The sequence below is a fragment of the Actinosynnema sp. NPDC050436 genome (assembly GCF_040655415.1).
Taxonomy (GTDB): Bacteria; Actinomycetota; Actinomycetes; order Mycobacteriales; family Pseudonocardiaceae; genus Actinosynnema.
The window spans coordinates 226,195-250,840 of record NZ_JBFAJV010000009.1; the positions used below are offsets into that span (position 1 = coordinate 226,195).

Annotated in this window: 26 protein-coding genes; 9 read left to right on the forward strand and 17 right to left on the reverse strand. The window is 73.6% G+C overall.

Translation table 11 applies throughout. The features are described from left to right. Positions 1 to 51 precede the first annotated feature (51 nt). The 3 genes from AB0I60_RS22680 to AB0I60_RS22690 all read right to left on the reverse strand — a co-directional run bounded on the left by AB0I60_RS22680 (position 52) and on the right by AB0I60_RS22690 (position 1,828). Positions 52 to 765 (reverse strand): hypothetical protein, encoded by a 714-nt coding sequence (locus AB0I60_RS22680; protein WP_360732687.1) that lies wholly within the window; start codon positions 763 to 765, stop codon positions 52 to 54. Further along, complete coding sequence (locus AB0I60_RS22685; protein WP_360732689.1) at positions 762 to 1,085, reverse strand: PadR family transcriptional regulator; 324 nt, start codon at positions 1,083 to 1,085, stop codon at positions 762 to 764. Before AB0I60_RS22685 ends, AB0I60_RS22680 begins: the two co-directional genes overlap by 4 nt. A 182-nt stretch (positions 1,086 to 1,267) precedes the next feature. Further along, positions 1,268 to 1,828, reverse strand: coding sequence for a ricin-type beta-trefoil lectin domain protein (locus AB0I60_RS22690; RefSeq protein ID WP_360732691.1), 561 nt, complete (start codon positions 1,826 to 1,828; stop codon positions 1,268 to 1,270). A gap of 259 nt (positions 1,829 to 2,087) precedes the next feature. Between AB0I60_RS22690 and AB0I60_RS22695 the strand changes: the two genes are divergently transcribed. The 3 genes from AB0I60_RS22695 (at position 2,088) to AB0I60_RS22705 (ending at position 4,220) form a co-directional block, all read left to right on the forward strand. Further along, positions 2,088 to 2,804 carry a thymidine kinase gene (locus tag AB0I60_RS22695; protein ID WP_360732692.1) on the forward strand — a complete coding sequence of 239 codons (717 nt, stop codon included), beginning with the start codon at positions 2,088 to 2,090 and terminating at the stop codon, positions 2,802 to 2,804. 122 nt (positions 2,805 to 2,926) lie between these two features. Next, positions 2,927 to 3,394, forward strand: a complete 468-nt coding sequence (locus tag AB0I60_RS22700; RefSeq protein WP_360732694.1) for an NUDIX domain-containing protein — start codon at positions 2,927 to 2,929, stop codon at positions 3,392 to 3,394. A 481-nt stretch (positions 3,395 to 3,875) separates the two neighbouring features. Beyond that, entirely contained in the window at positions 3,876 to 4,220 is a 345-nt protein-coding gene (locus AB0I60_RS22705) for an RNA polymerase-binding protein RbpA (RefSeq protein WP_360732696.1), read from the forward strand. Positions 4,221 to 4,305: 85 nt separating this feature from the next. Here the strand turns inward: AB0I60_RS22705 and AB0I60_RS22710 are convergent, their stop codons facing one another. Both AB0I60_RS22710 and lnt read right to left on the reverse strand, forming a co-directional pair. Beyond that, a complete protein-coding gene (locus AB0I60_RS22710) occupies positions 4,306 to 5,097 on the reverse strand; it encodes a polyprenol monophosphomannose synthase (protein WP_360732698.1) in 792 nt (263 codons plus the stop codon). Beyond that, positions 5,072 to 6,697, reverse strand: a complete 1,626-nt coding sequence (lnt, locus tag AB0I60_RS22715) for an apolipoprotein N-acyltransferase (protein WP_360732700.1) — start codon at positions 6,695 to 6,697, stop codon at positions 5,072 to 5,074. The genes AB0I60_RS22710 and lnt overlap by 26 nt, the downstream gene beginning before the upstream one ends. 242 nt (positions 6,698 to 6,939) lie before the next feature. On the opposite strand from lnt, the gene AB0I60_RS22720 reads away from it, so the two are divergent. Beyond that, a complete protein-coding gene (locus AB0I60_RS22720; protein ID WP_360732702.1) occupies positions 6,940 to 7,125 on the forward strand; it encodes a PspC domain-containing protein in 186 nt (61 codons plus the stop codon). A gap of 76 nt (positions 7,126 to 7,201) precedes the next feature. On the opposite strand, the gene AB0I60_RS22725 is transcribed toward AB0I60_RS22720, so the two are convergent. Then, positions 7,202 to 7,555, reverse strand: a complete 354-nt coding sequence (locus AB0I60_RS22725; protein WP_360732703.1) for a GntR family transcriptional regulator — start codon at positions 7,553 to 7,555, stop codon at positions 7,202 to 7,204. A 242-nt stretch (positions 7,556 to 7,797) separates the two neighbouring features. Between AB0I60_RS22725 and AB0I60_RS22730 the strand changes: the two genes are divergently transcribed. Continuing rightward, positions 7,798 to 9,771 carry an ATP-binding domain-containing protein gene (locus AB0I60_RS22730; RefSeq protein ID WP_360732862.1) on the forward strand — a complete coding sequence of 658 codons (1,974 nt, stop codon included), beginning with the start codon at positions 7,798 to 7,800 and terminating at the stop codon, positions 9,769 to 9,771. Here the strand turns inward: AB0I60_RS22730 and AB0I60_RS22735 are convergent. The 8 genes from AB0I60_RS22735 to AB0I60_RS22770 all read right to left on the reverse strand — a co-directional run bounded on the left by AB0I60_RS22735 (position 9,728) and on the right by AB0I60_RS22770 (position 17,046). Next, positions 9,728 to 10,117 carry a hotdog domain-containing protein gene (locus AB0I60_RS22735; RefSeq protein ID WP_360732705.1) on the reverse strand — a complete coding sequence of 130 codons (390 nt, stop codon included), beginning with the start codon at positions 10,115 to 10,117 and terminating at the stop codon, positions 9,728 to 9,730. The genes AB0I60_RS22730 and AB0I60_RS22735 overlap by 44 nt on opposite strands. Continuing rightward, positions 10,114 to 10,872: an OAM dimerization domain-containing protein gene (locus AB0I60_RS22740; protein ID WP_360732707.1), complete on the reverse strand. Its 759-nt coding sequence runs from the start codon at positions 10,870 to 10,872 to the stop codon at positions 10,114 to 10,116. Before AB0I60_RS22740 ends, AB0I60_RS22735 begins: the two co-directional genes overlap by 4 nt. Further along, complete coding sequence (locus tag AB0I60_RS22745; RefSeq protein ID WP_360732708.1) at positions 10,869 to 12,434, reverse strand: lysine 5,6-aminomutase subunit alpha; 1,566 nt, start codon at positions 12,432 to 12,434, stop codon at positions 10,869 to 10,871. Before AB0I60_RS22745 ends, AB0I60_RS22740 begins: the two co-directional genes overlap by 4 nt. Before the next feature lie 20 nt (positions 12,435 to 12,454). Beyond that, the gene (locus AB0I60_RS22750; protein WP_360732710.1) at positions 12,455 to 13,294 is read right to left on the reverse strand and encodes a toll/interleukin-1 receptor domain-containing protein; all 840 of its coding nucleotides are present in this window, start codon (positions 13,292 to 13,294) and stop codon (positions 12,455 to 12,457) included. Further along, positions 13,291 to 14,856, reverse strand: coding sequence for an amidohydrolase (locus AB0I60_RS22755; protein ID WP_360732864.1), 1,566 nt, complete (start codon positions 14,854 to 14,856; stop codon positions 13,291 to 13,293). The genes AB0I60_RS22750 and AB0I60_RS22755 overlap by 4 nt, the downstream gene beginning before the upstream one ends. A gap of 5 nt (positions 14,857 to 14,861) precedes the next feature. Continuing rightward, entirely contained in the window at positions 14,862 to 15,875 is a 1,014-nt protein-coding gene (locus AB0I60_RS22760; RefSeq protein WP_360732712.1) for an L-erythro-3,5-diaminohexanoate dehydrogenase, read from the reverse strand. 159 nt (positions 15,876 to 16,034) lie between these two features. Next, a complete protein-coding gene (locus tag AB0I60_RS22765; RefSeq protein ID WP_360732713.1) occupies positions 16,035 to 16,199 on the reverse strand; it encodes a DUF397 domain-containing protein in 165 nt (54 codons plus the stop codon). After that, positions 16,177 to 17,046 carry a helix-turn-helix transcriptional regulator gene (locus tag AB0I60_RS22770; protein ID WP_360732714.1) on the reverse strand — a complete coding sequence of 290 codons (870 nt, stop codon included), beginning with the start codon at positions 17,044 to 17,046 and terminating at the stop codon, positions 16,177 to 16,179. Before AB0I60_RS22770 ends, AB0I60_RS22765 begins: the two co-directional genes overlap by 23 nt. Before the next feature lie 139 nt (positions 17,047 to 17,185). Between AB0I60_RS22770 and AB0I60_RS22775 the strand changes: the two genes are divergently transcribed. Next, on the forward strand, positions 17,186 to 17,518 hold the full coding sequence (locus tag AB0I60_RS22775; RefSeq protein ID WP_360732716.1) for a hypothetical protein: 333 nt from the start codon (positions 17,186 to 17,188) through the stop codon (positions 17,516 to 17,518). A gap of 87 nt (positions 17,519 to 17,605) precedes the next feature. Here the strand turns inward: AB0I60_RS22775 and AB0I60_RS22780 are convergent, their stop codons facing one another. After that, positions 17,606 to 18,118 carry an FxsA family protein gene (locus AB0I60_RS22780; RefSeq protein WP_360732717.1) on the reverse strand — a complete coding sequence of 171 codons (513 nt, stop codon included), beginning with the start codon at positions 18,116 to 18,118 and terminating at the stop codon, positions 17,606 to 17,608. Between the two features lie 107 nt (positions 18,119 to 18,225). Between AB0I60_RS22780 and AB0I60_RS22785 the strand changes: the two genes are divergently transcribed. The 3 genes from AB0I60_RS22785 to AB0I60_RS22795 all read left to right on the forward strand — a co-directional run bounded on the left by AB0I60_RS22785 (position 18,226) and on the right by AB0I60_RS22795 (position 22,967). Further along, complete coding sequence (locus tag AB0I60_RS22785; protein WP_360732719.1) at positions 18,226 to 19,608, forward strand: lysine 2,3-aminomutase; 1,383 nt, start codon at positions 18,226 to 18,228, stop codon at positions 19,606 to 19,608. 139 nt (positions 19,609 to 19,747) lie between these two features. Then, positions 19,748 to 20,119, forward strand: a complete 372-nt coding sequence (locus AB0I60_RS22790) for a hypothetical protein (protein WP_360732720.1) — start codon at positions 19,748 to 19,750, stop codon at positions 20,117 to 20,119. Positions 20,120 to 20,258: 139 nt separating this feature from the next. Then, positions 20,259 to 22,967, forward strand: a complete 2,709-nt coding sequence (locus AB0I60_RS22795; RefSeq protein WP_360732721.1) for a tetratricopeptide repeat protein — start codon at positions 20,259 to 20,261, stop codon at positions 22,965 to 22,967. Positions 22,968 to 22,988: 21 nt separating this feature from the next. On the opposite strand, the gene AB0I60_RS22800 is transcribed toward AB0I60_RS22795, so the two are convergent. Then, positions 22,989 to 23,726, reverse strand: a complete 738-nt coding sequence (locus AB0I60_RS22800; RefSeq protein ID WP_360732723.1) for a DUF4184 family protein — start codon at positions 23,724 to 23,726, stop codon at positions 22,989 to 22,991. A 62-nt stretch (positions 23,727 to 23,788) separates the two neighbouring features. After that, the gene (locus tag AB0I60_RS22805) at positions 23,789 to 24,646 is read right to left on the reverse strand and encodes an alpha/beta hydrolase (RefSeq protein WP_360732725.1); all 858 of its coding nucleotides are present in this window, start codon (positions 24,644 to 24,646) and stop codon (positions 23,789 to 23,791) included.

The following is a 24,646-nucleotide window of genomic DNA, read 5'->3' on the forward strand; positions in this document are numbered from 1 at the left end:
GCAGGGGTGGCCGGCGGGGAGTCCGCCGGCCACCCCCGTGGTACGGGAAGCTCAGCCGGCCGGTGCCGAACGACCCGCCGGCGCACCGGCCCACGGCCGCGACACCACCACCACAGCCGTGGTGATCAGCCACGCCGCCGCCCACACCACCAGCGACAACGCGAACACCCACGCCACCGCCGCGCCCAGCACCGCGCCCACCGCCGACACCGCGACCCACCGCCGCGCCCTCGGCACCGCCGGAGCCTCCCGGTGGAAGCCCAGCCACACCGCGACCGCCGTCACCACCGCCGGCAGCGCCGACTGGACCGCCCACCACGACGACACCCCCGGCGCGAGCACCGCCGAGCCGACCGCCACCACCGCCGACACCAGCGCCAGCCACCGCGCCCACGCCCACCGGCCCGTCACCACCGCCGCGAACGCCCCCACCGCCAGCGCGTCGAACCACACCGCCGGGCTCCCGCCGTACCGCACCGCCGTCGCCACGCCCTGCGCCGCCAGCACCACGTGACCCGCCAGGCCGACCAACGCCACCAGCCGCGCCGCGTCCCCGGCCGGGCTGCGCTCCCGGAACCGCACCCGCACCGCCAACCCCACCGTGGCGAACGCCTCGTCCCACCCCGGCCAGCCGTGCTCCCGGTCCAGGTCGTCGTCCCGGTCGGTGAGGAACAGCCCGACCATCTCCTCCTCCCGCTCCGCCCGGTACCACCCGGGCAGCACCCGCAACAGCGACCGGTACCGGCGCTCCAGGTTCGAGCTCACCGAGCCTCCCTCGCCCGCAACACCGACGACGCGGCCCGCACGTTCGCCGACAGCCGCGCCACCTCGGCCGACAGCACCCGCACCCCGACGTCGGTCAGCCGGTAGTAGCGCCGCAGCCGGCCCTGGTGGACCTCCTCGCGGTCCCGCACCGCCCACCCGTCGGCGACCATCCGGTCCAGCACGCCGTAGAGCGTGCCGACCCGCAGCACCACCCGGCCCTCGGACAGGACCTCCACCGACCGCACGATCGCGTACCCGTGCAACGGCTCCTCGGCCAACGCCGTGAGCACCAGGAACGCCTGCTCTGAGATACCTCTCACGCCGCAGGTTATATCGCAAAGCGGTATATCTCGTCCACGTGCAGAGCCTGTTCCGGGCTGTCGTGTTCTGTTTTGGGCGGGGATGGTCGCCAACCAGAGGTGTGTGATTTATTCTTGGTGATCACTGAAGAAATAGTGCACGACAACAGAGATCGACCATCCGACCACCGCCGGCCGGAGCCTCAGCGCGCGATGCCCCATGCCTGGGTCGACTTGCGGTCGTCGCACGGCAGCACGACCACGCGCGCATCGGGGAACGTCGCATCCAGGCACGTGGCCCGGTTCGACCTCGGCGACACCCGCGCCGCGTTCGTGGTCACCACCCAGATGTCCCACGACTGGTTCGCCCCGCCGTGGCACGGCCACCGCACCACGTACGGCCCCGTCACGCCCTCGACGTCCACGCAGTCCGCCGGGAACCCCAGCGGCTTGATCGCCCAATAACCGTCACCGGCATCGACGAATCGCCACCGCTGGTTCGTCTGGCTGTGACACTGCCAATGCAGGACGTACGAGCCCGTCATGTTCTCCAGGTCGAGGCAGTCCCGAAACCCCAGATTCGGGACGACAAGCTCCAAGTCCTGTCCCGGCGTCGGCACGAGCCGGTACGGAAAACTCGGCTGCGCCGCCTTCCGCACCGCCCCCACGCCCGCCGACGCCGCCCCGACCAGGCCGGACGCCACCCCCGGCGCCACGACCAGCGCCGCCGCGCACGCCACCGCCGCGAATCTTCGCAACACCACGGCAATCCCCTTTCCGGTACCCGGAATTCCCTTTTCGAGAATTCCACGCGACGTCGGCGGCGCCCACTCCCCCGGGCCGACCTGGAAACCGACGACGGGCCACCCCGGACTTTCCCGCACCCACCGGCTCCCGACCAGGACCACGACGAAAACAGCATCGACCGGACCAATCCCGCACGGCCTCCCGCCCCGCGAACCCGCCGCGACGCGGAGATCCACACGCCGACCGGCCGCACCACCCCCACTAAGGTGGCCCGCCGTGGAGCCCACGAACCCCAGCACCGACCCGACCGACGCCCTGTCCTCCGTGCCGGCCGCCGGTGCGCGACGCGGCGTCGCCCCCACCGGCCGGCTCCGCTTCTTCTTCGGCCCGATGGACTGCGGCAAGTCCACCCTCGCCCTCCAGATCGACCACAACCAGGCCCGCCAGGGCCGCAGCGGCCTGCTCCTGGTCCGCCACGACCGGTCCGGCACCCCCACCATCTCCAGCCGGATGGGCCTGGCCCGCAACGCCGTCGAGGTGCACGAGGACATGGACCTGTGCGCGGTGGTCCGGCAGCGCTGGGCCGAGGGCACCCGGGTCGACTACGTCATCGTCGACGAGGCCCAGTTCCTGTCCGCCGACCAGGTCGACCAGCTCGCCGAACTGGCCGACGACGCCCAGGTCGACGTCTACTGCTTCGGCCTGGCCACCGACTTCCGCAGCGCCATGTTCCCCGGCTCCCGCCGGCTGTTCGAGCTCGCCGACGAGCTCAACGCCATCCAGGTCGAGGTGCTGTGCTGGTGCGGCCACCCCGGCCGGTTCAACGCCCGCGTGCACGACGGCGAGCTGGTCCGCGCCGGCGACACGGTGCTGGTCGCCGACACCGCCCCGACCGCCGACGAGGTCCGCTACCAGGTCCTGTGCCGCCGCCACTACCGCACCGGCGAGCTGGGCCCCCACCCCGTCAACGGCCGCCAGCTCAGCCTCACCTGACCCACGCCGTGCGGGGAACCGAAGCCGCGCACGACCCGGCGGCGTGCGGCGACGTCCAACCGGCGTGCGCCCCGACCGGACTCGACCCACGCCCCCGCCGCCCGACCCGCCACACTGTGCGCGTGACAGGGAAGATCAGCGCGGGCATCCTGCTGCACCGCCGCACCCCCGACGGCGTCGAAGTGCTCATCGGCCACATGGGCGGCCCGTTCTGGGCGCGCAAGGACGCCGGGGCCTGGTCGATCCCCAAGGGCGAGCCGGAGGGCGACGAGCCGCTGGAGGACACCGCCCGCCGGGAGTTCGCCGAGGAGTTGGGGCTGCCGGTCCCCGACGGCGGGCTGGTGGCCCTGGGCGAGGTCCGGCAGTCCGGCGGCAAGGTCGTGCACGTCTGGGCGCTGGAAGGCGACCTGGACCCCGACCACGTGGTCCCGGGCACCTTCGAGCTGGAGTGGCCCCGGGGCTCGGGCGTGCTGCGCGAGTACCCGGAGGTCGACCGGGTGGCCTGGGTGCCCCTGGCCGAGGCCGGGGCGAAGCTCGTCACGGCCCAGCGGGTCTTCCTCGACCGGCTCGTCGACCGGGCTGGAAGCTGATCTTTAAGTCCACACTGAAATCATTATTGGAATAAAGTGACCGGACCAACGTTTGGGTGCGAGCCGGACGGGTGACCCCAGGAGACGGTCACCACGCTGCACGCCCGTACGGGCACGCAGCGTGGCGGCCAGACCGAACCGCACCGAAATAACGTTCCGTGACCGCAAGCATGACGGCCGTCACTACCGCCGAGTTAAACCCGCCGCACCATCGCCCTACGTGTTCGGTCTAAGCTGTCGCAGCCGCACACCTTCTGCCGGTACTGCTCCATCAGTGTGATGAAGTAGCCCGACAGCTTGATAACGCGTCACGATCTCGCCGCGATTGCATCCCTTAGGAGGAAGCCTTCGTTGACGGGTGAAAGACGTCACTGTGGGCGACCATGACCGCAAAGCCGGGAACGAACGGAGCAGTCCGATCGTTGCACTCGGTGAGCACCAGCCTGGGCCCCGGCCCTGAGCCGAGCGAAAGGACACCGCCATGGCCGACCGCGTTCTACGGGGTAGCCGGCTCGGAGCAGTCAGCTACGAGACCGACCGCAATCACGACCTCGCCCCGCGCCGGTCGGTGCGGTACGCCTGCCCCAAGAACCACGACTTCGAGGTCCCGTTCTCCGACGACGCCGAGATCCCGCACACCTGGGAGTGTCGTCTCCACGGCACGGAGTCCAAGATCATCGACGGCGCGGAGCCGGAGGCGAAGAAGGTCAAGCCGCCGCGCACGCACTGGGACATGCTCCTGGAGCGGCGCACCATCCCGGAGCTGGAGGAGCTCCTGGACGAGCGGCTGGAGGAGCTGAGGGGCCGGCGCACCCGCACCGCCTGACCGCCCACCGACGTCGGGAGGGGCCTGCCGATCGGATCGGCAGGCCCCTCCTCGCACGTCCCGACAGGTCCGGGACCGGACGCCGCTAGCGGTTCGCCCCGGTCCTCGGCTTCGGCGCGAACAAGTCGCGCAGCTGCGTGTAGCGGCGGCGCAGGCCCCACTTCGTGACCCGCAGCAGGGCCTCCCGCACGATGTTGCCGCTCATCTTCGACTCGCCCAGCTCACGCTCGGTGAAGGTGATCGGCACCTCCACCACCCGGTAGCCCAGCTCGATCGCCCGCCACGCCAGGTCGATCTGGAAGCAGTAGCCCTGCGAGGCCACCGTCTCCAGCTTCAGCCGGCGCAGCACCTCGGCCCGGAACGCCCGGTAGCCGCCGGTGATGTCCTTCACACTCGTGCCCAGAGCGAGCTGCGAGTAGACGTTGCCGCCCCGCGAGATCAGCTGCCGCAGCCACGGCCAGTTCACCGTGCTGCCGCCCGGCACGTACCGCGAGCCCAGCACCAGGTGGGCGTCGCGCAGCGCGTCCAGCAGCCGGGGCAGGTCCTCCGGCGCGTGCGAGCCGTCCGCGTCCATCTCCACCACGACGTCGTAGCCGTGCTCCAGCGCCCACCGGAAGCCCGCCACGTACGCGGCGCCCAGCCCCGCCTTCTCGGTGCGGTGCAGCACGTGCACGCGGTCGTCGGCGGCGGCCATCTCGTCGGCCAGGTCCCCCGTCCCGTCCGGGCTGCCGTCGTCGACCACGAGGGCGTGCACCTTCGGCAGCGCCGCGTGCAGCCGCTTCACGATCTTCCCGATGTTGTCCCGCTCGTTGTAGGTCGGGATCACCACCAGCACCGGCCCGAGCTCGCGGTCAGGCTGCGCCTGCTGGTCCGCCATCCGTTTCCTCCTCGCCGGTCCCCGCACCAGGGGCCGGACGCGATCCTCGTCGTTTCACTGTCAAGCGTCGCACGGTCGAGCCGAGCGCCACGGCCAGCAGGCCCAGAGCGGTCATCACCCACTCCGGCCACGCGCCGAACCGGGTGGCCAGAGTAGCCTCCCCGCGCAGCGGCAACTCCGCGACCAGAGCGTCGGGGGTGAACATGCCGGTCCGCCGCGTCACCGCGCCGTCCGGCTGCACGATCGCGCTGACCCCGCTGGTCGCCGCCACCACCACGGCCTTGCCGTGCTCCACCGCCCGCACCCGCGACATCGCCAACTGCTGGTAGGTCATCTCGGTGAAGCCGAACGTCGCGTTGTTGGTCGGGATGGCGATGAGGTTCGCCCCCGCCAGCACCGAGTCGCGCACCACGCCGTCGAACGCCACCTCGTAGCAGGTGTCCAGCGCCACCTCCGCCCCGCCCATCGCGAAGCCCTCCGGGTCGGTGCCCGGCTGGAACGTCCCCGCCCGGTCCACCGCCTCGCTGAAGATCCGGAAGAACGAGCGCATCGGCATCGTCTCGCCGAAGGGCTGCAACTGCCGCTTGGTGTAGGTGTCGACCGGACCCCGCTCGGGGTCCCACAGCACGACGGTGTTGCGCGGCAGGCCGTCCGACCGGTCCACCACCACCGCGCCGACCGCGATCGGGGCCTTGACCGCCTTGGCGGCGCGGTCGATCCGCTCCGCCGCGTCGGCGTTGCGGAAGGGGTCGATGTCGGAGGAGTTCTCCGGCCAGATCACCAGGTCCGGCTGCCGCTCCCGGCCCTCGGCCACGGCCCGCGCCAGCTCCAGCGTCCGGTCCACGTGGTTGTCCAGCACCGCCCGGCGCTGGGCGTTGAAGTCCAGCCCGGCGCGCGGCACGTTGCCCTGGACCGCCGCGACCACCACCGTCCCCTGGTCGGGCGCGGTCCCGACGAACGGCGCCGTCACCAGCCCGCCCGCCAGCGGCAGCACCGCCAGCGGCAGCGCGAGCCGCCAGGAGCGGCCCAGCCACGCCAGCCCGAACCCGGTCAGCGCCACCGCGAACCCGACCAGCGGCGCCCCGCCGAGCGAGGCCAGCGGCAGGTACCAGCCCTCGGGCTGGCCGAACGCGATCTTGCCCCACGGGAACCCGCCGAACGGGAACACCCCGCGCAGCAGCTCGTCGGCCACCCACAGCAGCGCCATCCACAGCGGCGCGGCGGGCAACGTCGACACCCGCGCCATCAGCGCCGTGCCCACGCCGATCAGCAGCGCGCACAGCAGCGCCAGCGGCAGCCAGGCGATCAACCCGACGAACTCGCCGGTCCAGCGCAGCAGCGGGGCCATGAACGCCAGCCCCCACACCACGCCGAACCCGAACCCGGCGCGCATCCGCCGGCCGTGCAGCAGCACGCCCAGCACCGCGAACCCGATCGGCGCGAGCCACCACGCGGTGCGCGGCGGGAAGCTGAGGAACACCAGGCCGCCGCCGGCCGCCGCGAGCACGACCCTCAGCAGGGTGCCGCGCACGTCCCGGCGACGGCGGGAGGACGGGCTGTCGGCGGCGGGCTGACCCGGCGCGATGGGGGGAGCGACCACCCGATCAGCCTACGAGGGCCGGGTACGGCCCCGGACGACGACCGCCGGTAGACGACGCAACCCACGAGCGCCGGCACCGCGCTTGTCCCGGCTTGCCCCGCCATGACCGATCCGCCCGCCGCACGCGCCGAGGCCGGGGTGACGGCGGCCACCCGGCCCCGTGTCGGGGTAGGGGTGGCAGGGGGGTGGAGATCAGGGTTGACCCCAATGCGGAACGGGCCCGGATGGCGCATCGTGGAGGCATGACCACGTTGACCAGACCTCGTAACCAGCGGGTGATCGCGGGTGTGTGCGCGGGACTGGCCGAGCGGTTCGGTTGGCAGCCGAACACCGTCCGGCTGATCGCCCTGCTCTCCTGCCTGCTGCCCGGACCGCAGTTCGTGATCTACCTCGTGCTGTGGGTGATCATGCCCAAGCGCGACTACTGACCCGACCCGCTCCCCCGCCGCCCCGCCGGACGGCGGGGGACGTCCGGCACCGCTGCCGGCCGCCCGCCCGCTGCGGTCAGTCCGCCAGGGCCGCCCGCACGATCTCCAGCGCCTCGTCGGCCGTCAGGCCCTGCTCGCGCGCCGTGGACGCGTACCCGCGCGCGGCCCGCAGCACCCGTTCCCGGCTGCGCTCCCCCGCCGCGCTGACCACCGTCCCGGCTCTGCCCCGGGTCTCGATGAGACCCGCCTCCTCCAGCTCCCGGTACGCGCGGGCGACCGTGTTGACCGCGATGCCCAGCTCCGCCGCGAGCGCGCGGACGGTGGGCAGCCGACTGCCCACCGCCAGCTCCCGGTCGGTGATCTTGCGGGCGAACTGCGACCGCACCTGCTCGTAGGGCGGTACCGAGGAAACCGGATCGAGACTGATCACGCTCTCGATACTGGCAGAGACTCCGGGTGAGCAGAACGACGCCGTCCGGCTGACGGCCGCGAAAAGAACAAGACTGTTCCCCGCCGCCGCGCTGCGGCACTCTGCCCCGCGTGCCGACCGCAGAGCGCCGCCCCGAGCCCAGCACCGAGCCGCCCACGAAGCCCGCCGCCGAGCCCCGCTCCACCCCCACCGCCGAGCCGGCCGGGTCCGCCGAGATCGCCCGGGAGCAGGCCCACCTCGACCTGCTGCACCGGCACCTGGACCGGCTGGCCGCCGAGCACCCCGGTGACCGCGACCGCCTGGAGGCGGTCCGCCACGGGTTGTGCTTCGGCCGCCTCGACGGGCCGGGCGGTCGCCTCCACATCGGTCGCACCGGCCTGTTCGACGGCGACGACCCGCTGCTGCTGGACTGGCGTGCCCCGGCCGCCCGGCCGTTCTACACCGCGACCGCCGCCGACCCGCAGGGCGTGCGCCGCCGCCGGCGCATCACCACCACCGGCCGCACGGTCGTGGCCCTGGACGACGAGCTGCTCGCCGACCCGGACGACCCCGCGACCGACGGGCTCGCGGGGGACGCGGCGCTGCTCGCGGCCGTCACCGCCGGGCGCGGCGAGCGGATGCGCGACATCGTCACGACGCTGCGCGCCGAGCAGGACCGGATCGTGCGCTGCGACCACCCCGGCGTGCTCGTCGTGGAGGGCGGCCCCGGCACCGGCAAGACCGCCGTCGCCCTGCACCGCGTCGCCCACCTGCTCTACCTGCACCGCAACCTCCTCGCCCGGGGCGTGCTCGTGGTCGGGCCCAGCCCGGTGTTCCTCGACTACATCGGCCAGGTGCTGCCGGGCCTGGGCGAGGACCGCGTGGTCACCGCCACGGTCGCCGACCTCTACCCCGGTGTCGTGGCCGTGCCCGACGCGTCGGCGCGGGACGCCGAGGCCAAGGGCGACGCGCGGATGGCCGAGGTGCTCGCCGACGCGGTGCGGGCGCGGGTGGTCATCCCCGACGAGACCGTCGAGATCGGGTTCGAGGGGCACACCGTGCCGGTGGAGGCCGAGCGGTTCCGGTGGGCGGCCGACCGCGCGCGGCGGTCCGGGCTGCCGCACAACCAGGCGCGGCTGGTGTTCGAGCGCGAGGTGGTCGACGTGCTGGCGCGGCGGCTCGCCCAACGGATGGAGCAGGTGGTGCTCACCGACGCGGGCGACGCGCTCGACGGCGGCGCGGCGGACGGGTCGCTGGGCGCGGCGGACCTGCGGGCGCTCGCGGCGGCCGGCGTGGTGGTCGACCCGGACGACACCGGTCCCCGGGCGCTGCTGTCCGAGGACGACCTGACCGACCTGCGGGCCGGGCTGCTCGCCGACCGGGGCGTGCGGGCGGCGGTCGCGGCCCGCTGGCCGGTGCTGACGCCCCAGGAGGTCGTCGGCGCGCTGTTCCCGCCCGCACGCGGGTGGACCGCGTCGGACGTGCCCCTGCTCGACGAGGCCGCCGCCCTGGTGGGCGTGCCCGGCGGCACCGGGCGGGGCACGCTCGCGCAGCGGGCCGCCGGCGACCGGGCGTGGACCTACGGGCACGTGGTCGTGGACGAGGCGCAGGAGCTGTCGGCCATGGCGTGGCGGATGGTGATGCGCCGCTGCCCGTCCCGGTCGATGACCGTGGTGGGCGACCTGGCGCAGACCGGCACGCCCGCCGGGGCCACGTCGTGGCAGGACGTGCTGGGCCCGCACGTCGGCGACCGGTGGCGGCGCGAACGGCTCACCGTCAACTACCGCACGCCCGCCGAGGTGATGGATGCGGCGGCGGCCGTGCTGCCCGGCGTCGTGCCGCCCACCTCGGTCCGGTCGGCCCGGACACCGCCGTGGCGGGTGCGGACCACGGACCTGCGGGCGGCCGTCGCGGCGGTGGTCGCGGCGCACGACGGGCGGATCGCCGTGATCTCCCCGGAACCGCTGGACGCGCCCGTGCCGGTGCTCGCCCCGGCACGGGCCAAGGGGCTGGAGTTCGACGTGGTCGTCGTGGTCGACCCCGCCGGCGTCCTGGCCGCGCCCCGGGGCCGCAACGACCTGTACGTGGCGATGACCCGGGCCACCCACGTGCTCGTGGTCGTCCACACCGGCCCGCCGCCCGCCGAGGTCGCCGGCCTCCCGGAAGCCGGCCCCGGCGGGCCCCCGGCCGCCGTCACGGGCGCGGCGGGACCACCACCGTCCCCCGCGCGCGGGTGACCACGACCGGCGGGTCCAGCACGTCGGCCGCCGACGGTCCCCGGTCCGGGGCCGAGCGGCACACCACGCGGGCCTCGAACTCGACCTCGCGCGACCGGGTGCCCACCCGGACCAGGGTCGCGGTCGCCTCGACCACGTCCCCGGCCTGGATCGGCGCGGCGAACTCGACCGACGAGTAGCCCGCGAACAGGCCCTCGTCGGCGTCGGTGCGGATGAGCAGCTCGGTGGCCACGTCGCCGAACAGGCCCAGCCCGTACGCGCCGTCCACCAGGTTGCCGCCGTAGTGGGCGTGCGAGTGCGGCACGTACCGGCGGTGGGTGACGCTGAAGCCCTCGGTCAAGCTCACACTGCCACTTCCTTCTTCGTCTGCACGGCGTGCACCAGGTAGCTGGCCACCTCGCCGGGCGTGGTGCCGCGACCGAACACGCGGTCCACGCCCAGCTCCCCCGCCATCAGCGGGTCGAACCTCGGGCCGCCCGCGATCAGCAGCGGGCGGCGGGCGCCCATCGCCTCGCGGAAGGCCGCCGACATCTCCTGGGTGTTGAGCACGTGCGCGTCGCGCTGGGTCACCACCTGCGACACCAGCACCGCGTCGGCCTTCTCCGCCCGTGCGCGGCGCACCAGCTCGGGCACCGACACCTGCGCGCCGAGGTTCACCACCCGCAGCTCCCGGTAGTACTCCAGGCCCTTCTCCCCCGCGAACCCCTTGATGTTGAGGATCGCGTCGATGCCGACCGTGTGCGCGTCGGTGCCGATGCACCCGCCGACCACGACCAGCTTGCGCCGCAACAGCTTCTTCACCGTCGTGTTGATCTCCGAGGGCGAGAGCAGCGGGTACTCGCGCTCCACCACGCGCACGGCGTCGAGGTCCACGACGTGCTTGACCGACCCGTAGACGACGAAGAACGTGAAATCCGCGCCGATGGCGTGGGAGTGCACGACCATGGCCGGGTCGATGCCCATCTTGTTCGCCAACTGCTGGGCCGCGCCGTCGGCCTTGGGCCCGAACGGCACCGGCAGCGTGAACGAGGTCTGCACCATCCCGTCGCCGGTGGTGTCGCCGTACGGGCGGACGTGGCGCTTGGCGGGGTGCCCGGTCACGGTGCCTCCAGCAGTTCCGAGGCCGGGTTGCAGTAGCCCTCGGCCTTCTCCACGACGCCCTCCGCGCCCTTGCCCGCGTCCGGGGGCCGTTTCATCAGCCCGAACGTGCCCTCGGCGATGGCGTCGAGCAGCCCGTCGTCCACGATCCGCGCCAGCAGGTCCACGGCCTCGCCCAGCACCTGGTGGGCGCGTTTGACGATCAGGCCGTCCGGCGCGGGCCGGAAGTCCTCGGCGAGCCCGCCCGCCGCGTCGAGCACGTAGCGGACGTTGGCCAGCGCCAGGTCCCGGTCGGACAGGAACGGCGTCACCACGGCCTCGGTCATCATGCCGACCAGCAGGATGGACTGGCCGGTGAGCACGCCCGCCAGGTTGAAGAACCCGTCGAGCAGGTAGCCGTTGAACACGTCGCCGGTCATGTGCTTGGTCGGCGGCATCCACTTCAGCGGCGCGTCGGGGAACAGCTCGCGGGCCAGCAGGGCGTGCGCCAGCTCCAGCCGGAACGACTCGGGCACCTTGGGGTTGATCTCGAACGCGTGCCCCAGGCCCAGCAGGTGGTCGGGCAGCCCGGCCTCGTGCGCGAAGTGCTCGTTGAGCAGCTGCGAGACGGTGACGGTGTGCGCGGCGTCCACGGCGTCGGCGGTGGTGAGGTAGTTGTCCTCGCCGGTGTTGATGATGATGCCGGCGCGGGCGTGCACCTGGCGGGAGAACCGCTGGTCCACGAACGTCCGGATCGGGTTGATGTCGCGGAACAGGATCCCGTACATCGAGTCGTTGAGCATCATGTCCAGGCGCTGCAACCCGGCCAGCACCGCGATCTCCGGCATGCAGAGGCCCGACGCGTAGTTCGTCAGCCGCACGTACCGGCCGACCTCCTTGGACACCTCGTCCAGCGCCGCGCGCATGATCCGGAAGTTCTCCTGCGTGGCGTAGGTGCCCGCGAACCCGTGGTGGGTCGCGCCCTCGGGCACGTAGTCCAGCAGCGACTGGCCGGTGGAGCGGATCACCGCGATCACGTCCGCGCCCGCGCGGGCCGCGTTCTGCGCCTGCACGACGTCCTCGTCGATGTCGCCGGTGGCGACGATGAGGTAGATCCACGGGCGCCGGGGCGGGTCGCCGAGCCTGGCCACCAGCTTGTCGCGCTGCATCCGGTTGCGGTCCACCGTGCGCAGGCCCCTGGTGACGGCGGCGCGGGCGTGCTTCCCGGCCCGGGTGCGGTCCTCGCCGGTCGGCACGGCGTAGCGGACCTGCCCGGCGGCGGTGGCCTCGGCCAGCTCGGTCAGCGAGCCCAGGCCGTGCTCGGCGAGCGCGTGGAACGCGGGCAGGGCGACGCCGTGTTCGAGCCCGCAGTGCTCGCGGACGGTGTCGACGACCCGGTTGACCCACGGCACGTCGCCGGCGCGGTGGGTGGAGTCCGCGCCGGTGATGCCGGCCAGGCGCAGCGTCGCGCGCTCGACGGCCACCGTCGTGTGCGCCTTGGCGAGGGCGACCACGGGTTCGGCCGCCTTGGCCGCGAGACCGCGCGCCGTGGCGACCACCGCCGGGTCGAGGTCGAGCAACGCCATCGTCACTCCCTTTCGCTGGGTCAGCCCTGGTCAGCCCGGGTGGTCCCGGTCGAGTCCGGGGCGGTCTCCTCGGGTACCCACGAGGGCGTCCCCCAGCCTGGGCGCTGGGCGCCCGGCGGCAGCGTGCTCCTCGGGATCATGGCCATGCCGCCCGACATCACGGCACCGCCACCGCCACCGCCGCCACCGCCACCGCCACCGCTGAAGCCGATCGCGCCACCGACCGCGGTGGCACCGGCCTGCGCGACGGTGGGCAGCGCCCGGCTCGGGCCGGGGTGGGCGTCCGCGCGGGCGTTGCGGTCGAGCGCGCGCACCGTCTCCAGGATCTCGGCGAGCACCTCCCGCTCGCTGCGGACCGGCTCGTCGCCGGTCGGGGCGCAGGCGGCGCGGAACCCGGCGACGGCGGCCTCGAAGCCGGCCCACTCGCGGCCGGCGACGTGCGCGAGCACGTCCGGCTCCAGGGGGCGGGCCAGCAGGGCGTTGATGGAGTCGAGCATCCGCAGCACGTCGTGCCGCGAGGTCGCGTCGACCGCCTGGAACTGGCTCAGCGGTCCGACCACGTCGGTCTTGCCCAGGTCCAGCAGCAGCGGGATCACCGAGGACTCGCCGACGCTCTTGGAGATCGCGCCGGCCTCGAAGTTGATCCACTGGGACGCCTGGTTGGCACGGGTCAGCACCACGACGCCCAGCGCGGCGTCGGCCAACTGCGCGCCGAGTTCGGCCATGCTCAGCCGGCCCTTGGCGATGTCCGCGTCCGACATCCACGGGTCGGCCGCCTGGATCACCCCGCGCAGCCACTTGCGCAGGAACACCGCGAACGGCCGGGTCTCCTCGCCCGACCACGAGATGAAGACCTTCACGACGCCTCCCGCGCGAAGATCGTGCGCCCGCGCAGCACCGTGCGCAGGCACGTCGGCGGCTCGTCCAGCGACGGCAGCCCCGGCACGCCCGCCCGGGGGTCGGTCGACCACCGCTGCACGCGGGAGTCCGGCGTGGTGACCTCCAGGTCGCCCGCCTCCCACACCGCGTAGGTCGCGGGGGCGCCGGGCTGCAACGTGCCGGTGAGCCCGTCGTCCACGCCTGCCGCCCGCCACCCGCCCCGGGTGTGCGCGGTGAACGCGGCGCGCGGCGAGATCCCGAAGCCGTCGGTGCGGTGGTGCACGGCGGCGCGCACCGCCGCCCACGGGTCCACGGCGGTGACCGGCGCGTCCGAGCCCAGCGCGAGCACCAGCCCGGCGCTCGCCAACTGCGAGAACGGGTTGAGCGCCGTACCGCGCTGCACGCCGAGCCGCTGCACGTACATGCCGGTCGCGCCGCCCCACTCGTGGTCGAACAGCGGCTGCACGGACGCGACCACGCCCCACGAGCCGAGTTCGGCGGCCTGCGCGGCGTCGATCATCTCCACGTGCTCCAGCCGGTGCCGGCGCGCGGCCAGCGCCGGCACCCCGACCACCGCCGCCGCCTTGCGGAAACCGTCGACCACGGCGTCGACGGCGGCGTCGCCGATCACGTGGAAACCGCCCTGCAAGCCCGCTTGCGTGCACGTCACAAGGTGCGCGGCGATCTCGTCCGCCGTCAGGTACAGCGCGCCCGTGGTATCCGCGTCCGCGTAAGGCGAGCACAGCGCGGCCGTGCGCGAGCCCAGCGCGCCGTCCACGAACAGGTCGCCCGCCAGGCCGCGCACCGGCAGGTCGACCGGTTCCAGCGACCCCCAGTAGCCGACGACCTCCGGACCCTCGGTGCCGGCCAGCAGGTCGGCCAGGTCGTCACGGCTGGAGATGTCGGGACCCGCGCACTCGTGCACGGACGCGATCCCGCGCGACGCCGCGTGCCGCAGGAACGCGCTCTGGGCGGCCCGCCGCTGCGCGACCGGGATGGCGTCCTTGGCCGCGCCGCGCACGTGGTGGTGCGAGGCGCGCGACAGCGGGCCCTCGGCCGACCAGCCGTCCGCGTCACGCGCGCCGGGCGCGAGGGCGACCAGCGCCGACGACGCCAGCGCCGAGTGCACGTCGATCCGCGACAGGTAGACCACCGCGCCCCGGGCCGCCTCGTCCAGCTCGGCGCGGGTCGGCGGCCGGTTCTCCGGCCAGCGCGTCTCGTCCCAGCCGTGCCCCCAGATGAGAGGTCCCTCGGCAGCCCGGACCGCGTCCAGCAGCTCGGTCAGCGAGCGGCACCCGGTCAGGTCCAGGCCGGTGAGCAGCAGGCCCGCCGAGGTGGCGTGCACGTGCGCGTCCACGAACGCCGGCGCGACCCACGCGCCGCCGAGGTCCACGACCTCGGCGTCCGGGTGCAGCGCGCGGCCGACCCGGTCCTGGCCCAGCCACACCACGACGCCGTCGGTGACCGCCATCGCGGTGGCGTCGGGCGAAGTCGGCGAGTGGATGCGGCCACCGACCAGGAGGGTGGTGGGTGCGGCGTTCACGGTAGTCACGCCTGAGCAGTCTGCCGGTGCTCGAACAGCGCCCGCACGGCAGGCTCGGAGCGCAGCAGGTCGAGCGCGAACGACGCGTGACCGGGGACGTAGCCGTTGCCGACGAGCATCTGCACGTCGGCCGCCAGGCCCTCGGCGCCCAGGGCGGCGGCGGAGAACGAAGTCGCCATGGAGAAGAACACGACCACCCCGCCGTTCGCGGTGGCCAGGATCGCGCCGTGCTCGCAGCCCGGCACGTCGACGCACACCACCGTCACGTCCACGGGCGTGCCCACGGCGTCGAGCACCGCGACCGGGTTGCGCGCGTCGGCGACGACCACCTCCGTGGCCAGCCCCGCCGACCGGACCCGCGCGGCCTCGTCCTCGGTCGGCACCAGAGCCACCAGCCGGGAGGCACCCGCCCGGCGCGCGGCGGCCAGTGACAGCGACCCGGACTTGCCGCCGCCGCCGAGCACCAGCACCGAGTCCGCCGCCCGGCGGCGCACCACCCGGTCGGTCAGCGCGGGTGCCCCGCACACGTCGAGCACGGACAGCGCCAGCTCGTCGGGCAGGTCGTCGGGCAGCACGGCGGCGATGGACCGGCCGAACAACACGGCCGTGCCCGCGCAAGGCACCTGCTCGGTGGTGCCGTCCCAGCCGGCCAGGTCGTCGGTGATGCGCAGCGGCGTCAGGGTGAGCGACACCAGGCTGGCGACCCGGTCGCCGACCCGCAGGCCCAGCGGCGAGTCCGGGCCGACCGCGCGGACCGAGCCCAGCAGCATCCCGCCCGACCCGGTGACCGGGTTCTGCATCTTGCCGCGCTCGGCAACGATGTCGAGCACCGCCCGCCGCACGTCCGGCCCGTGCTGCTGGCGCAACTGCCGGAACGACGCCGCGTCGAGGTTCACCCGCTCGACGTCGACCAGCACCTCGTCCGCGCCGCACTCCGGAGTCGCGTCCAACCGCCACGCCTGCTGCGGCAGCACGCCGGCGGGCTCGACGACTCGGTGCAGACCGTACGGCGAGGTCATGGAAATCCTTCGGTTGACAGCGTCTGGACCGGGATATCTTCACGTGACCTGTCGAGTTTCCGCAAGTAATCGGCGGTCTACGAGTCGAAACGGCCACCGGGGACCTCGCCCGGTCGTGGCGGCGTCCGGTCCCCGGTGGCCGATTGAGTGGGACTGCGCTCAGCGGGTCGCGGCCACGAACCGCCGCAGCGCCGACCCCACGAACGTCAACTCCGGCCCACCAGGCCGTTTGGAATCCCGGACCGCACTCAGGTCCTGACGCACCTCGACGCAGTTGCCGTTCGGACCGGACTTGCTGGACTTACGCCACCGAACTGGGCTCATCCGCTGTCTTCCTCTCCTCCGCGTACCGGGTGATGAGTCCGACCGTCTCGCCTGCGCTCAGGCACACCGCCCCGAGCCGCTCGACCGCGAGCTGGAACCTCTCCACGTCGGCCTTCTCCTGGGCGAAGACCGTGCTCACCCTGTTCTCCAACTGGATGATCGTCTCGCCCTCACCGAGCGTGAGCAACGAGAACGGTCCGTCCATTGCGTCGTTCCACGCGCTGTCCAGCCGGAAGACGCGCAGCTCGACGTGGGGCAGCCGTGCCATGGCCAGCAGGTGGGCGAGCTGCTCGGCCTGGTCGGCGGGGTCGCCGAACCGCTGGTGCAGGACGTGTTCGGCGATGAAGGCCCGGTAGCGGACCGGTCGTGCCCTGGTCAGGATGTCCCGGCGGCCCATGCGGATCGCCACGCGGGTCGCTATCTCGTGCTCCGGGACCGCGCCGCCGCGCATGATCGCGCGGGCGTAGCCGCTGACCTGGAGCAGGCCCGGGACGACGAGCGGGCTGACGTCCACGACGTCGGTCGCCAGTTGTTCGATCTGCACGAGCGCTTCCAGTTGCGCGCGCTGCTCGGGCAGGCTGACCGCCACCCACGTGGAGCCGGTGGCGGGTTCGTCGCGGGCCAGGTCCAGGATCTCCTCCCGGTCCGCGCCCGTCACGCCGATGGCGTCCAGGATCGCGGCGACGGCCGGTTCGCCCGGTGGGCGTTCGCCGGACTCGTGCCGCGTCATCGTGCCGGGGTGGATGCCGGTCCTGCGGCACACCACCCGCTGGGTCAGGCCGGCGGCTTCGCGGGCCGCGCGGATCTTCGCGCCGAGCGCCATGGCTTTGGCGGTGCTGCGGATCATGCGGGCCCGCCTCGGTGCGGCACGTGGACCTCCCGGTACACCTGATCGACGTAGTGCCTGATCGACGTATTGACACGTGCGTTGCGCAAACCGGACACTGGTCGCGCAAACCGCACGGCACCTCCGGAGGGTACCGCCCATGCACGACCGCCCGGACACCGACTCCCCGTGGCACGACACGAGAGCCGCCCAGTCCCTCGCCGCCCTCGCCGCCGAGGGGGCACCCCGCCTGTTCGCGGTCGCCGTGGAGTACGAGGGCGGCGAGGGCGCCTGCATCGCCGCCTACGGGCTGGCCTTCGCGGACCGCGCGGAGATCGTCTCGACCGAGGGCGGCTTCACCGCGACCCTGTGCGAACCCGAGAACGCGCTGCGGTTGTTCACCGAACAGGGCGAGACCATCCCGCACCTGCTGTGGCTACCGCCGACGCAACAGCGCCACAGCACCACTGCCGCCGCCAAGACCACCGCGTAGGCGCGAGCCGGCGGGGTTGGGCGGCAGCAGGGTTGCGGGGGCCGGCAGGGGCGGGCGCGTGCAGTCGCCCAGGGCGAGCCCTTCGGGTCAGGGCAGTTCGGGGCGGCGGGCGGCGTCCGGGCGGACGTCGACCACGACACCGTCCACGACCGCGTCACCGGCCGGGCCCCGGACCACGTCACCGTCGATCACCACGCCGCCGGCGGTCGGGGTGCGGCCGTAGCGCAGGTTCAGCACCATCTCGCGCTCGCGCTGCTCCGAGCGCCGTGCGATGCGCCTGCTGACCAGCCGCCGGGTGGGCGGGAACAGCAGGAACAGGCCCAGCACGTCGCTGAGGAAGCCGGGCACCAGGATCAGGAAGCCGGCCGCCGCGATGAGCACGCCGTCGGCGATCTCCTGGTGCGGCTGCCGGCGGTTGCGCAGCGCCTCGGAGAACGCGGCCATCGTTCGCGCGCCCTCCCGGCGCATCAGCACCGAGCCGACCACCCCGCCCAGGACGAGCAGCCCCAGGGTGGGCAGGAGCCCCCACGCCCCGAAGGCCGCCACGAGGGCGGTGATCTCGACGGCCAGACCGATGAGCACTACGGCGAACACGCGCATACCCCCTCAACGAACGAACCGGCCAAAACACTCCCTGCCGAAATATTTACGCCGAAGAGGCCATCTGGCAGCATATCTTCACGCCACTACACCGGTAGGGAGTATGGATGACTGCGCTACACGACGTCGTGCCCGCGCTTCACCGGTCTGACCTCCAGCCGTACACCTATGCGCGCAGGGAGCTGGTCGAGCCCGACTGGCGGCGGTTCCCGGGGTGGCGGGACGTCACCGAGGCCCAGTGGCGCGACGCCCAGTGGCAGCGGGTCAACTGCGTGAAGAACGTCAAGCAACTGCGCGCGCTCATGGGCGACCTGCTCGACGAGCGGTTCTACGACGAGCTCGCGGCCGACCAGTCCGACCTGGCCACCATGTCGATGCTGGTCCCGCCGCAGATGGTCAACACCATGGCGCCGGACGCCGCGCCGGCCGACTTCACCGACGCGTTCTTCGCCGACCCGATCCGCCGGTACATGATCCCGGTCCGCTCCGACCGCGACCCCGACTGGCCCAGCCACCCGCACTCCGCGCGGGACTCGCTGCACGAGGCCGAGATGTGGGTGGTCGAGGGCCTGACCCACCGCTACCCCACCAAGGTGCTCGCCGAGCTGGTGTCGACCTGCCCCCAGTACTGCGGCCACTGCACCCGGATGGACCTGGTCGGCAACTCCACCCCGCAGGTGCAGAAGCACAAGCTGCTGCTCAAGCCGGTCGACCGGCAGGAGCAGATGGTCGACTACCTCAAGCGGACCCCGGGCGTGCGGGACGTGGTCGTCTCCGGCGGCGACGTGGCCAACGTGCCCTGGGCGCAGCTCGAGTCGTTCCTGATGCGGCTGCTCGACATCGACACCGTCCGCGACGTCCGGCTGGCCACCAAGGCGCTGGCCGGGCTGCCGCAGCACTGGCTCCAGCCCAAGGTGGTCGAGGGCCTCGAACGGGTCGCCCGCACCGCCGCGCGGCGCGGCGTGAACCTGGCCATCCACACCCACGTCAACCACGCCGGTTCGGTGACACCGCTGGTCGCCGAGGCCGCGCGGACCGCGCTGGAGGTCGGCGTCCGGGACGTGCGCAACCAGGGCGTGCTGATGAAGGGCGTCAACGCCACCCCGGACGACCTGCTGGACCTGTGCTTCGCGTTGCAGGGCGAGGCGAACATCCTCCCCTACTACTTCTACATGTGCGACATGATCCCCAACGCCGAGCACTGGCGGGTCGCGGTGTGGGAGGCGCAGCACCTCCAGCACGCGATCATGGGCTACCTGCCCGGCTACGCGACGCCGAGGATCGTGTGCGACGTGCCCTACGTCGGCAAGCGGTGGGTGCACCAGCTCGCCGACTACGACCGCGAGCGCGGCATCTCGTACTGGACCAAGAACTACCGGACCGGCATCGAGCTGGAGGACGCGGACGCGCTGGACCGCCGGTACCCGTACTACGACCCGATCTCCACCCTGGGCGAGGCCGGCCGACGCTGGTGGGCCACCCAGGCGTAGCTCTCCGTCCGGTGCGCACCGGACCGCCGTGGACTCGCAGCGGTCCGGTGCGTTCGGCGGTGTTCCCGTGGGACCGTGCGACGGTGACCACGAACCGTGAACACGGCCGAAACTTGACTACGTCCTGATCTCCCGCGCGGTGGAGTGGGGCGCGCAGGCCGCTCTCGCGGGCGTGGTCGGCAACGCCATCTACGACGGCGCCAAGAGCGCGGTGCGCCGTTTCGCGCGGCGGGTGCGCAAGAACGGGAAGGCCCACCTGGACGAGGAAGAGGCTCGCGCGTTCGCCCGGTACGTGCTCGCCTACCTCACCGTCTACCGGGGTGGGCTCGCGATCGACAAGACGAGTGAGCCGCCTGCCCCCGTCGCGGTCGAACGAGCCGGCGAGCACTGGATCTGCCGGTTCGAGGTCCGCAAGCTCACCCGCCACCGGGAGAAGCGGAACCTGCTGCGGGACCGGCGGATCGTCGCCGCGTGGATCACGACCATCGAACGAGGGTTCTGCGGCATCTGACACCCCGGGGTGCTCCTGGATGCGGCTCGACGTGGAATGTCTGTGCCGCAACGACTTCCGGCACCGAATGGCGCATCGCAGGCGAGCCGCACCGGTAGAACTGGGTGCGGTTGGCGTAGCGCGCGGTCCGGGAGGTGGCGTGGTCGAGTCGGTGCACGCGGTACACCGCACGATCGTCGTGGTCGACGTGGAGGGGTTCGGTCACCCGCGACGGACCCTGCCGCACCAGGTGGGCACCCGCGCGGGTCTCTACCGGGTGGTGGACGCCGCGTTCAGGGCGGCCGGCGTGCCGTGGGAGGCGTGCTACCACGAGGACCGGGGCGACAGCGTGTTCGTCCTGGTGCCGCCGGACTACCTCAAAGCACCGCTGGTGGAGGTGCTGCCCGGCGCGCTGGCGGAGGCTTTGCGCGGCCACAACGACACCAGCCCCGCCGCCCAGCGGACCCGGTTGCGGGTGGCGGTGCACGCCGGGGAGGTCGCCTTCGACCGCCACGGGACCACCTCCACCGCGCTGACCACGGCGTTCCGCCTGCTCGACGCGCCCGCGCTGCGGACCGCCCTGGCGGGCTCGCCCGGCCTGGTCGGGCTGATCGTGTCCCGGTGGGTGTTCGACGAGGTCGTGCGCCACTCGGCGGTGCTCGACCCCGGCACGTTCCGGCCGGTCCCGCTGCGGGTCAAGGAGGTCCGGGACCTCGCCTGGATCGCCCTGCCCGACCACCCCTACCCCGCCGACCCCGCCGTGCTCGACCGGCCGGTGCCCGACGAACCGGCCCCCGACGACGAGGCGGGCAGGACGGGGCGCGCACCTGCCGCCGACGTGGTGACGCCCCGGCAGCTGCCCGGACCGCCCGCCCACTTCGTCGGCCGGGAGCGCCACCTCGCCGACCTCGACCGCGCCCTGCCGCGCCCCGACGACGGGACCTGCCAGGCGGTGCCGATCACCGCCCTGAGCGGCGTGGGCGGCATCGGCAAGACCTGGCTCGCGCTGCACTGGGCCCACCTCCGGGCCCGCCACTTCCCGGACGGGCACCTGTTCGTCGACCTGCGCGGCTTCAGCCCGCACAGCGAACCCCTGCACCCGGCGGTCGCGGTGCGCCGGTTCCTCGACGCCCTCGGCGTCCCGCCCGGCCGGCTGCCCGTCGACCTGGACGCCCAGGCCGCCCTGTACCGCAGCCTGGTCGCCGACCGGCGGATGCTGGTCGTGCTGGACAACGCCGCCTCCGCCGACCAGGTCGTCCCGCTGCTGCCGGGTACCCCGACGTGCGCCGTGCTGGTCACCGGCCGCCGCACCCCCGCCTCGCTGATCGACCGGCACGGAGCCCGTCACCTGCGGCTCGACGTGCTGTCGGCCGCCGAGTCCCGCGCCCTGCTGACCACGCGGCTCGGCAGCGGACCGGTCGAGGCCGAACCCGACGCGACCGACGAGCTGATCGCGCTGTGCGGGCGCCACTGCCTGGCCCTGTCGATCACCGCCCGGCACGCCGCCGCCCGCACCGGGGTCCCGCTGGCCGAACTCGCCGCCGAACTGCGCGAGCTGGGGCTGGGCATGATGGACGACGACGACCCGGCGGCGAGCCTGCCCACGGTGCTGTCGTGGTCCCTGCGCCACCTCACCGACCGGCAGCGGACCACGTTCGCGCTGCTGGGCATCGCCCCCGGTGCCGACATCGACCTCCACGCCGCCGCCTCCCTGGTCGCCGAGCCGCTCACCGACACCCGGCGGGCACTGCACGCGCTGGAGGAAGCCTCGCTGGTCGAGCGGCGCGCGGGCGGGCGCTACGCCATGCACGACCTCGTCCGCGCCTACGCGACCAGCGTCGCGGACGACCTGCCCGCGTCCCTGCGCCGTGCGGCGCTCGACCGGGCGATCGACTTCTACCTGCACACCGCCCACGCCGCGCAACTGCTGCTCGAACCCCGGGCCGCCGCGATCACCCCGGACCCGCCCGCGCCGGGGGTCGCCCCGCGCCCGCCGGCCGACCGGTCGGCGGCGATGTCCTGGCTGGACACCGAGCACGCCCACCTGATCGCCGCCCAGCGCGCCGCCGCCGACCACGGCCGCCACCAGACCGTCTGCCACCTGGCCATGAACGTCGCCGGCTTCCACCGGCGGCGCGGGCACCTGCACGACAACCTCGGCACGTTCCGGGTCGCGCTGGACGCCGCCGCCCACCTGCCCGACCCCACCACCGCCATGCGCGTGCACCGGCACCTGGGACGCGCGCACGCCAGGCTCGGGCAGCACGACCAGGCCACCGAACACCTGCACCGGGCCCTCGACCTGGCCGAGCAGCACGGCGCCACCGCGCACCAGGCCGCCGCCCACCAGGAGCTGGCGCAGGCGTGGGAACAGCGGGGCGACACCGGCAAGGCGTTCGACCACGCGCAACACGCCCTGGACCGCTGCCGCGCCCTGGGCAACCGGTCGATGGAGGCCGACGCGCTCAGCGCCGTGGGCTGGTACGCCGCCCTGCTCGGCGAGCACGACGCCGCCCGCCGGCACTGCCACGCGGCCCTGGTGCTGCACCGCGAGCACGACAACCCCAACAGCGAAGCGCACACGCTGGACACCCTGGGGCTGGTCGAGCTCCGGGCCGGGAACCACCGGCAAGCCGTCGAGGACTACCGGCAGGCGCTCACCCTGTTCCGCAGCCTGGGCCACACCTACGACATCGTCGGCACCCAGGAACGCCTGGGCCACCCCGAAGCCGCCCTGGGCCGGCTCGACCAGGCCCGCACGACCTGGCGGGAAGCCGAGAACCGGTACCGCGACCAGGGCCGCCACGACGACGCGGCCCGGGTCCGGCGACTGCTCGACGGCCTCGGCCCGACCGGCGGGAGCGGCTGACCGCTCTCCGGGTGCACCGGCTCAGGGACGTGCCCTGCGCGGTGCGACCCGCAGCCACACCACGTGCAGCGCCAACGCCGCTCCGGCACCCTGGACACCGCCGACCAGCAGCCTGCGCACCCAGTCGTAGGCGCTGACCTGGCTCACCGGGTCCGCCACGGACACGGCCGCGCCCACTGCGGCGGCGACCGCGATCCCACCCAGCACGGCGGCGCGGGCTGCCCGGGGCAGTGCCCGCCAGTGGTGCGCGTTGTCGCGGGGAGCGCGGCGGTACCAGCGTGCCGCCACCACGCCGAGCAGCAGCAGACCGCCGAGCGACGACGCGTAGCCGATCACGTTGTACAGGCGGTGCGGCCCGACCACCGGCAGGCGCAGCACCGGCCACCAGCGCACGGCGGCACCGCCGGTGTGGGTGACCGCATCCCACACCAGGTGGGTGGCGGCCCCCACGACCACCGAGACGACCCCCGACCGCCAGGTGGGCCACCGACCGGCCGACGGCACGACCCGGGCACGCCACCCCTCCGGGGCCAGGGTGAGCAGCGGCGCGAGGCTCACCCGTCCGAGCAGCACCAGCAGGGCACCGAGCACCAGGTCCACGCCGACCACGCCGGCCGGCGAGTGGGTGCCGTCCGGGCCGCCGGGCACCGGCAGGTAGTAGGCGACGTCGGGTGCGATCGAACCCGCCACCAACCCGGGGAACCACAGGACCCCGCGCAGCGGCAGCACGGCGGCGGGATGGGCGAAGGTGAACGGCACGCCGCAGGCTACCTGCGGGTTCCGGTCGCCACGCGGGCACCACCGGCAGGGCGGCGGCCCGGTCACGGGTGCGGGTCGCCCAGGCGGGCGTAGAACTCGCGCAGGGCGGTGTTCACGGGGTCGGGTGCGGCGTAGCCGAGGATGTGCTCGCCGCCCGGCACCAGGACGAAGTCGCAGCCCTCGCCGGCGAGGGCGGCCATGCGGCGCATCTGGTCCGTCGTGACCAGGGTGTCGCGGTCGCCGCCGATGAGCACGGACGGAATGGTGAAGCGGCCCGGGGTCGGCCGGTGGTCGGTCATGCACGGCAGGACGCTGTGCTTGAACAGGTCCGCCAGTCGCGGGATCTTCCCCGTCTCCCGGAACACCCACCGGGGCGTCAGGCGGTCGCCGCCGAGGAAGTGGCTGAGCAGCAGGCGCAGCAGCACGGTCGGGAACAGCCGCTGCACGGGCCACCGGTCGAGGGCCCTGGTCAGCCATCCCAGCGGCGGGGGGAAGGTGTAGCGGTCGGCCAGGCCCAGGAAGACCACCGACCGCAGCGCCTCCGGACGGCGCAGCCCGGCGAGGTAGGCGACCGAGCCGGCGTCGCTCCACGAGAGGACGTGCGCGCGGGCACCGACCGCGTCCACGACCGCGAGCAGTTCGCGTGCCCGGTCGGCCGCGCCGACGCGGGTGGTGCGGCTGATCCGGGGCTCGTAGAGGACGAACTCGAACTCCTCCGACAGCGCTCGGACGTGCGGCAGGTACACGAAGTTCAGCTCCGCGATCATGGGCGCGCACACCACGGTCGGGCCGGAGCCGAACCGGGCCAGGCGGATGGTCGAGCCATCGGGCAGGGTCGCGGTCCGGGTCGCGTCCGCGATCACCGCCCGATCCCGGTCCACAGTGGACTGCAACCGCCGCAGATCTGCTGTTCTCGGCAT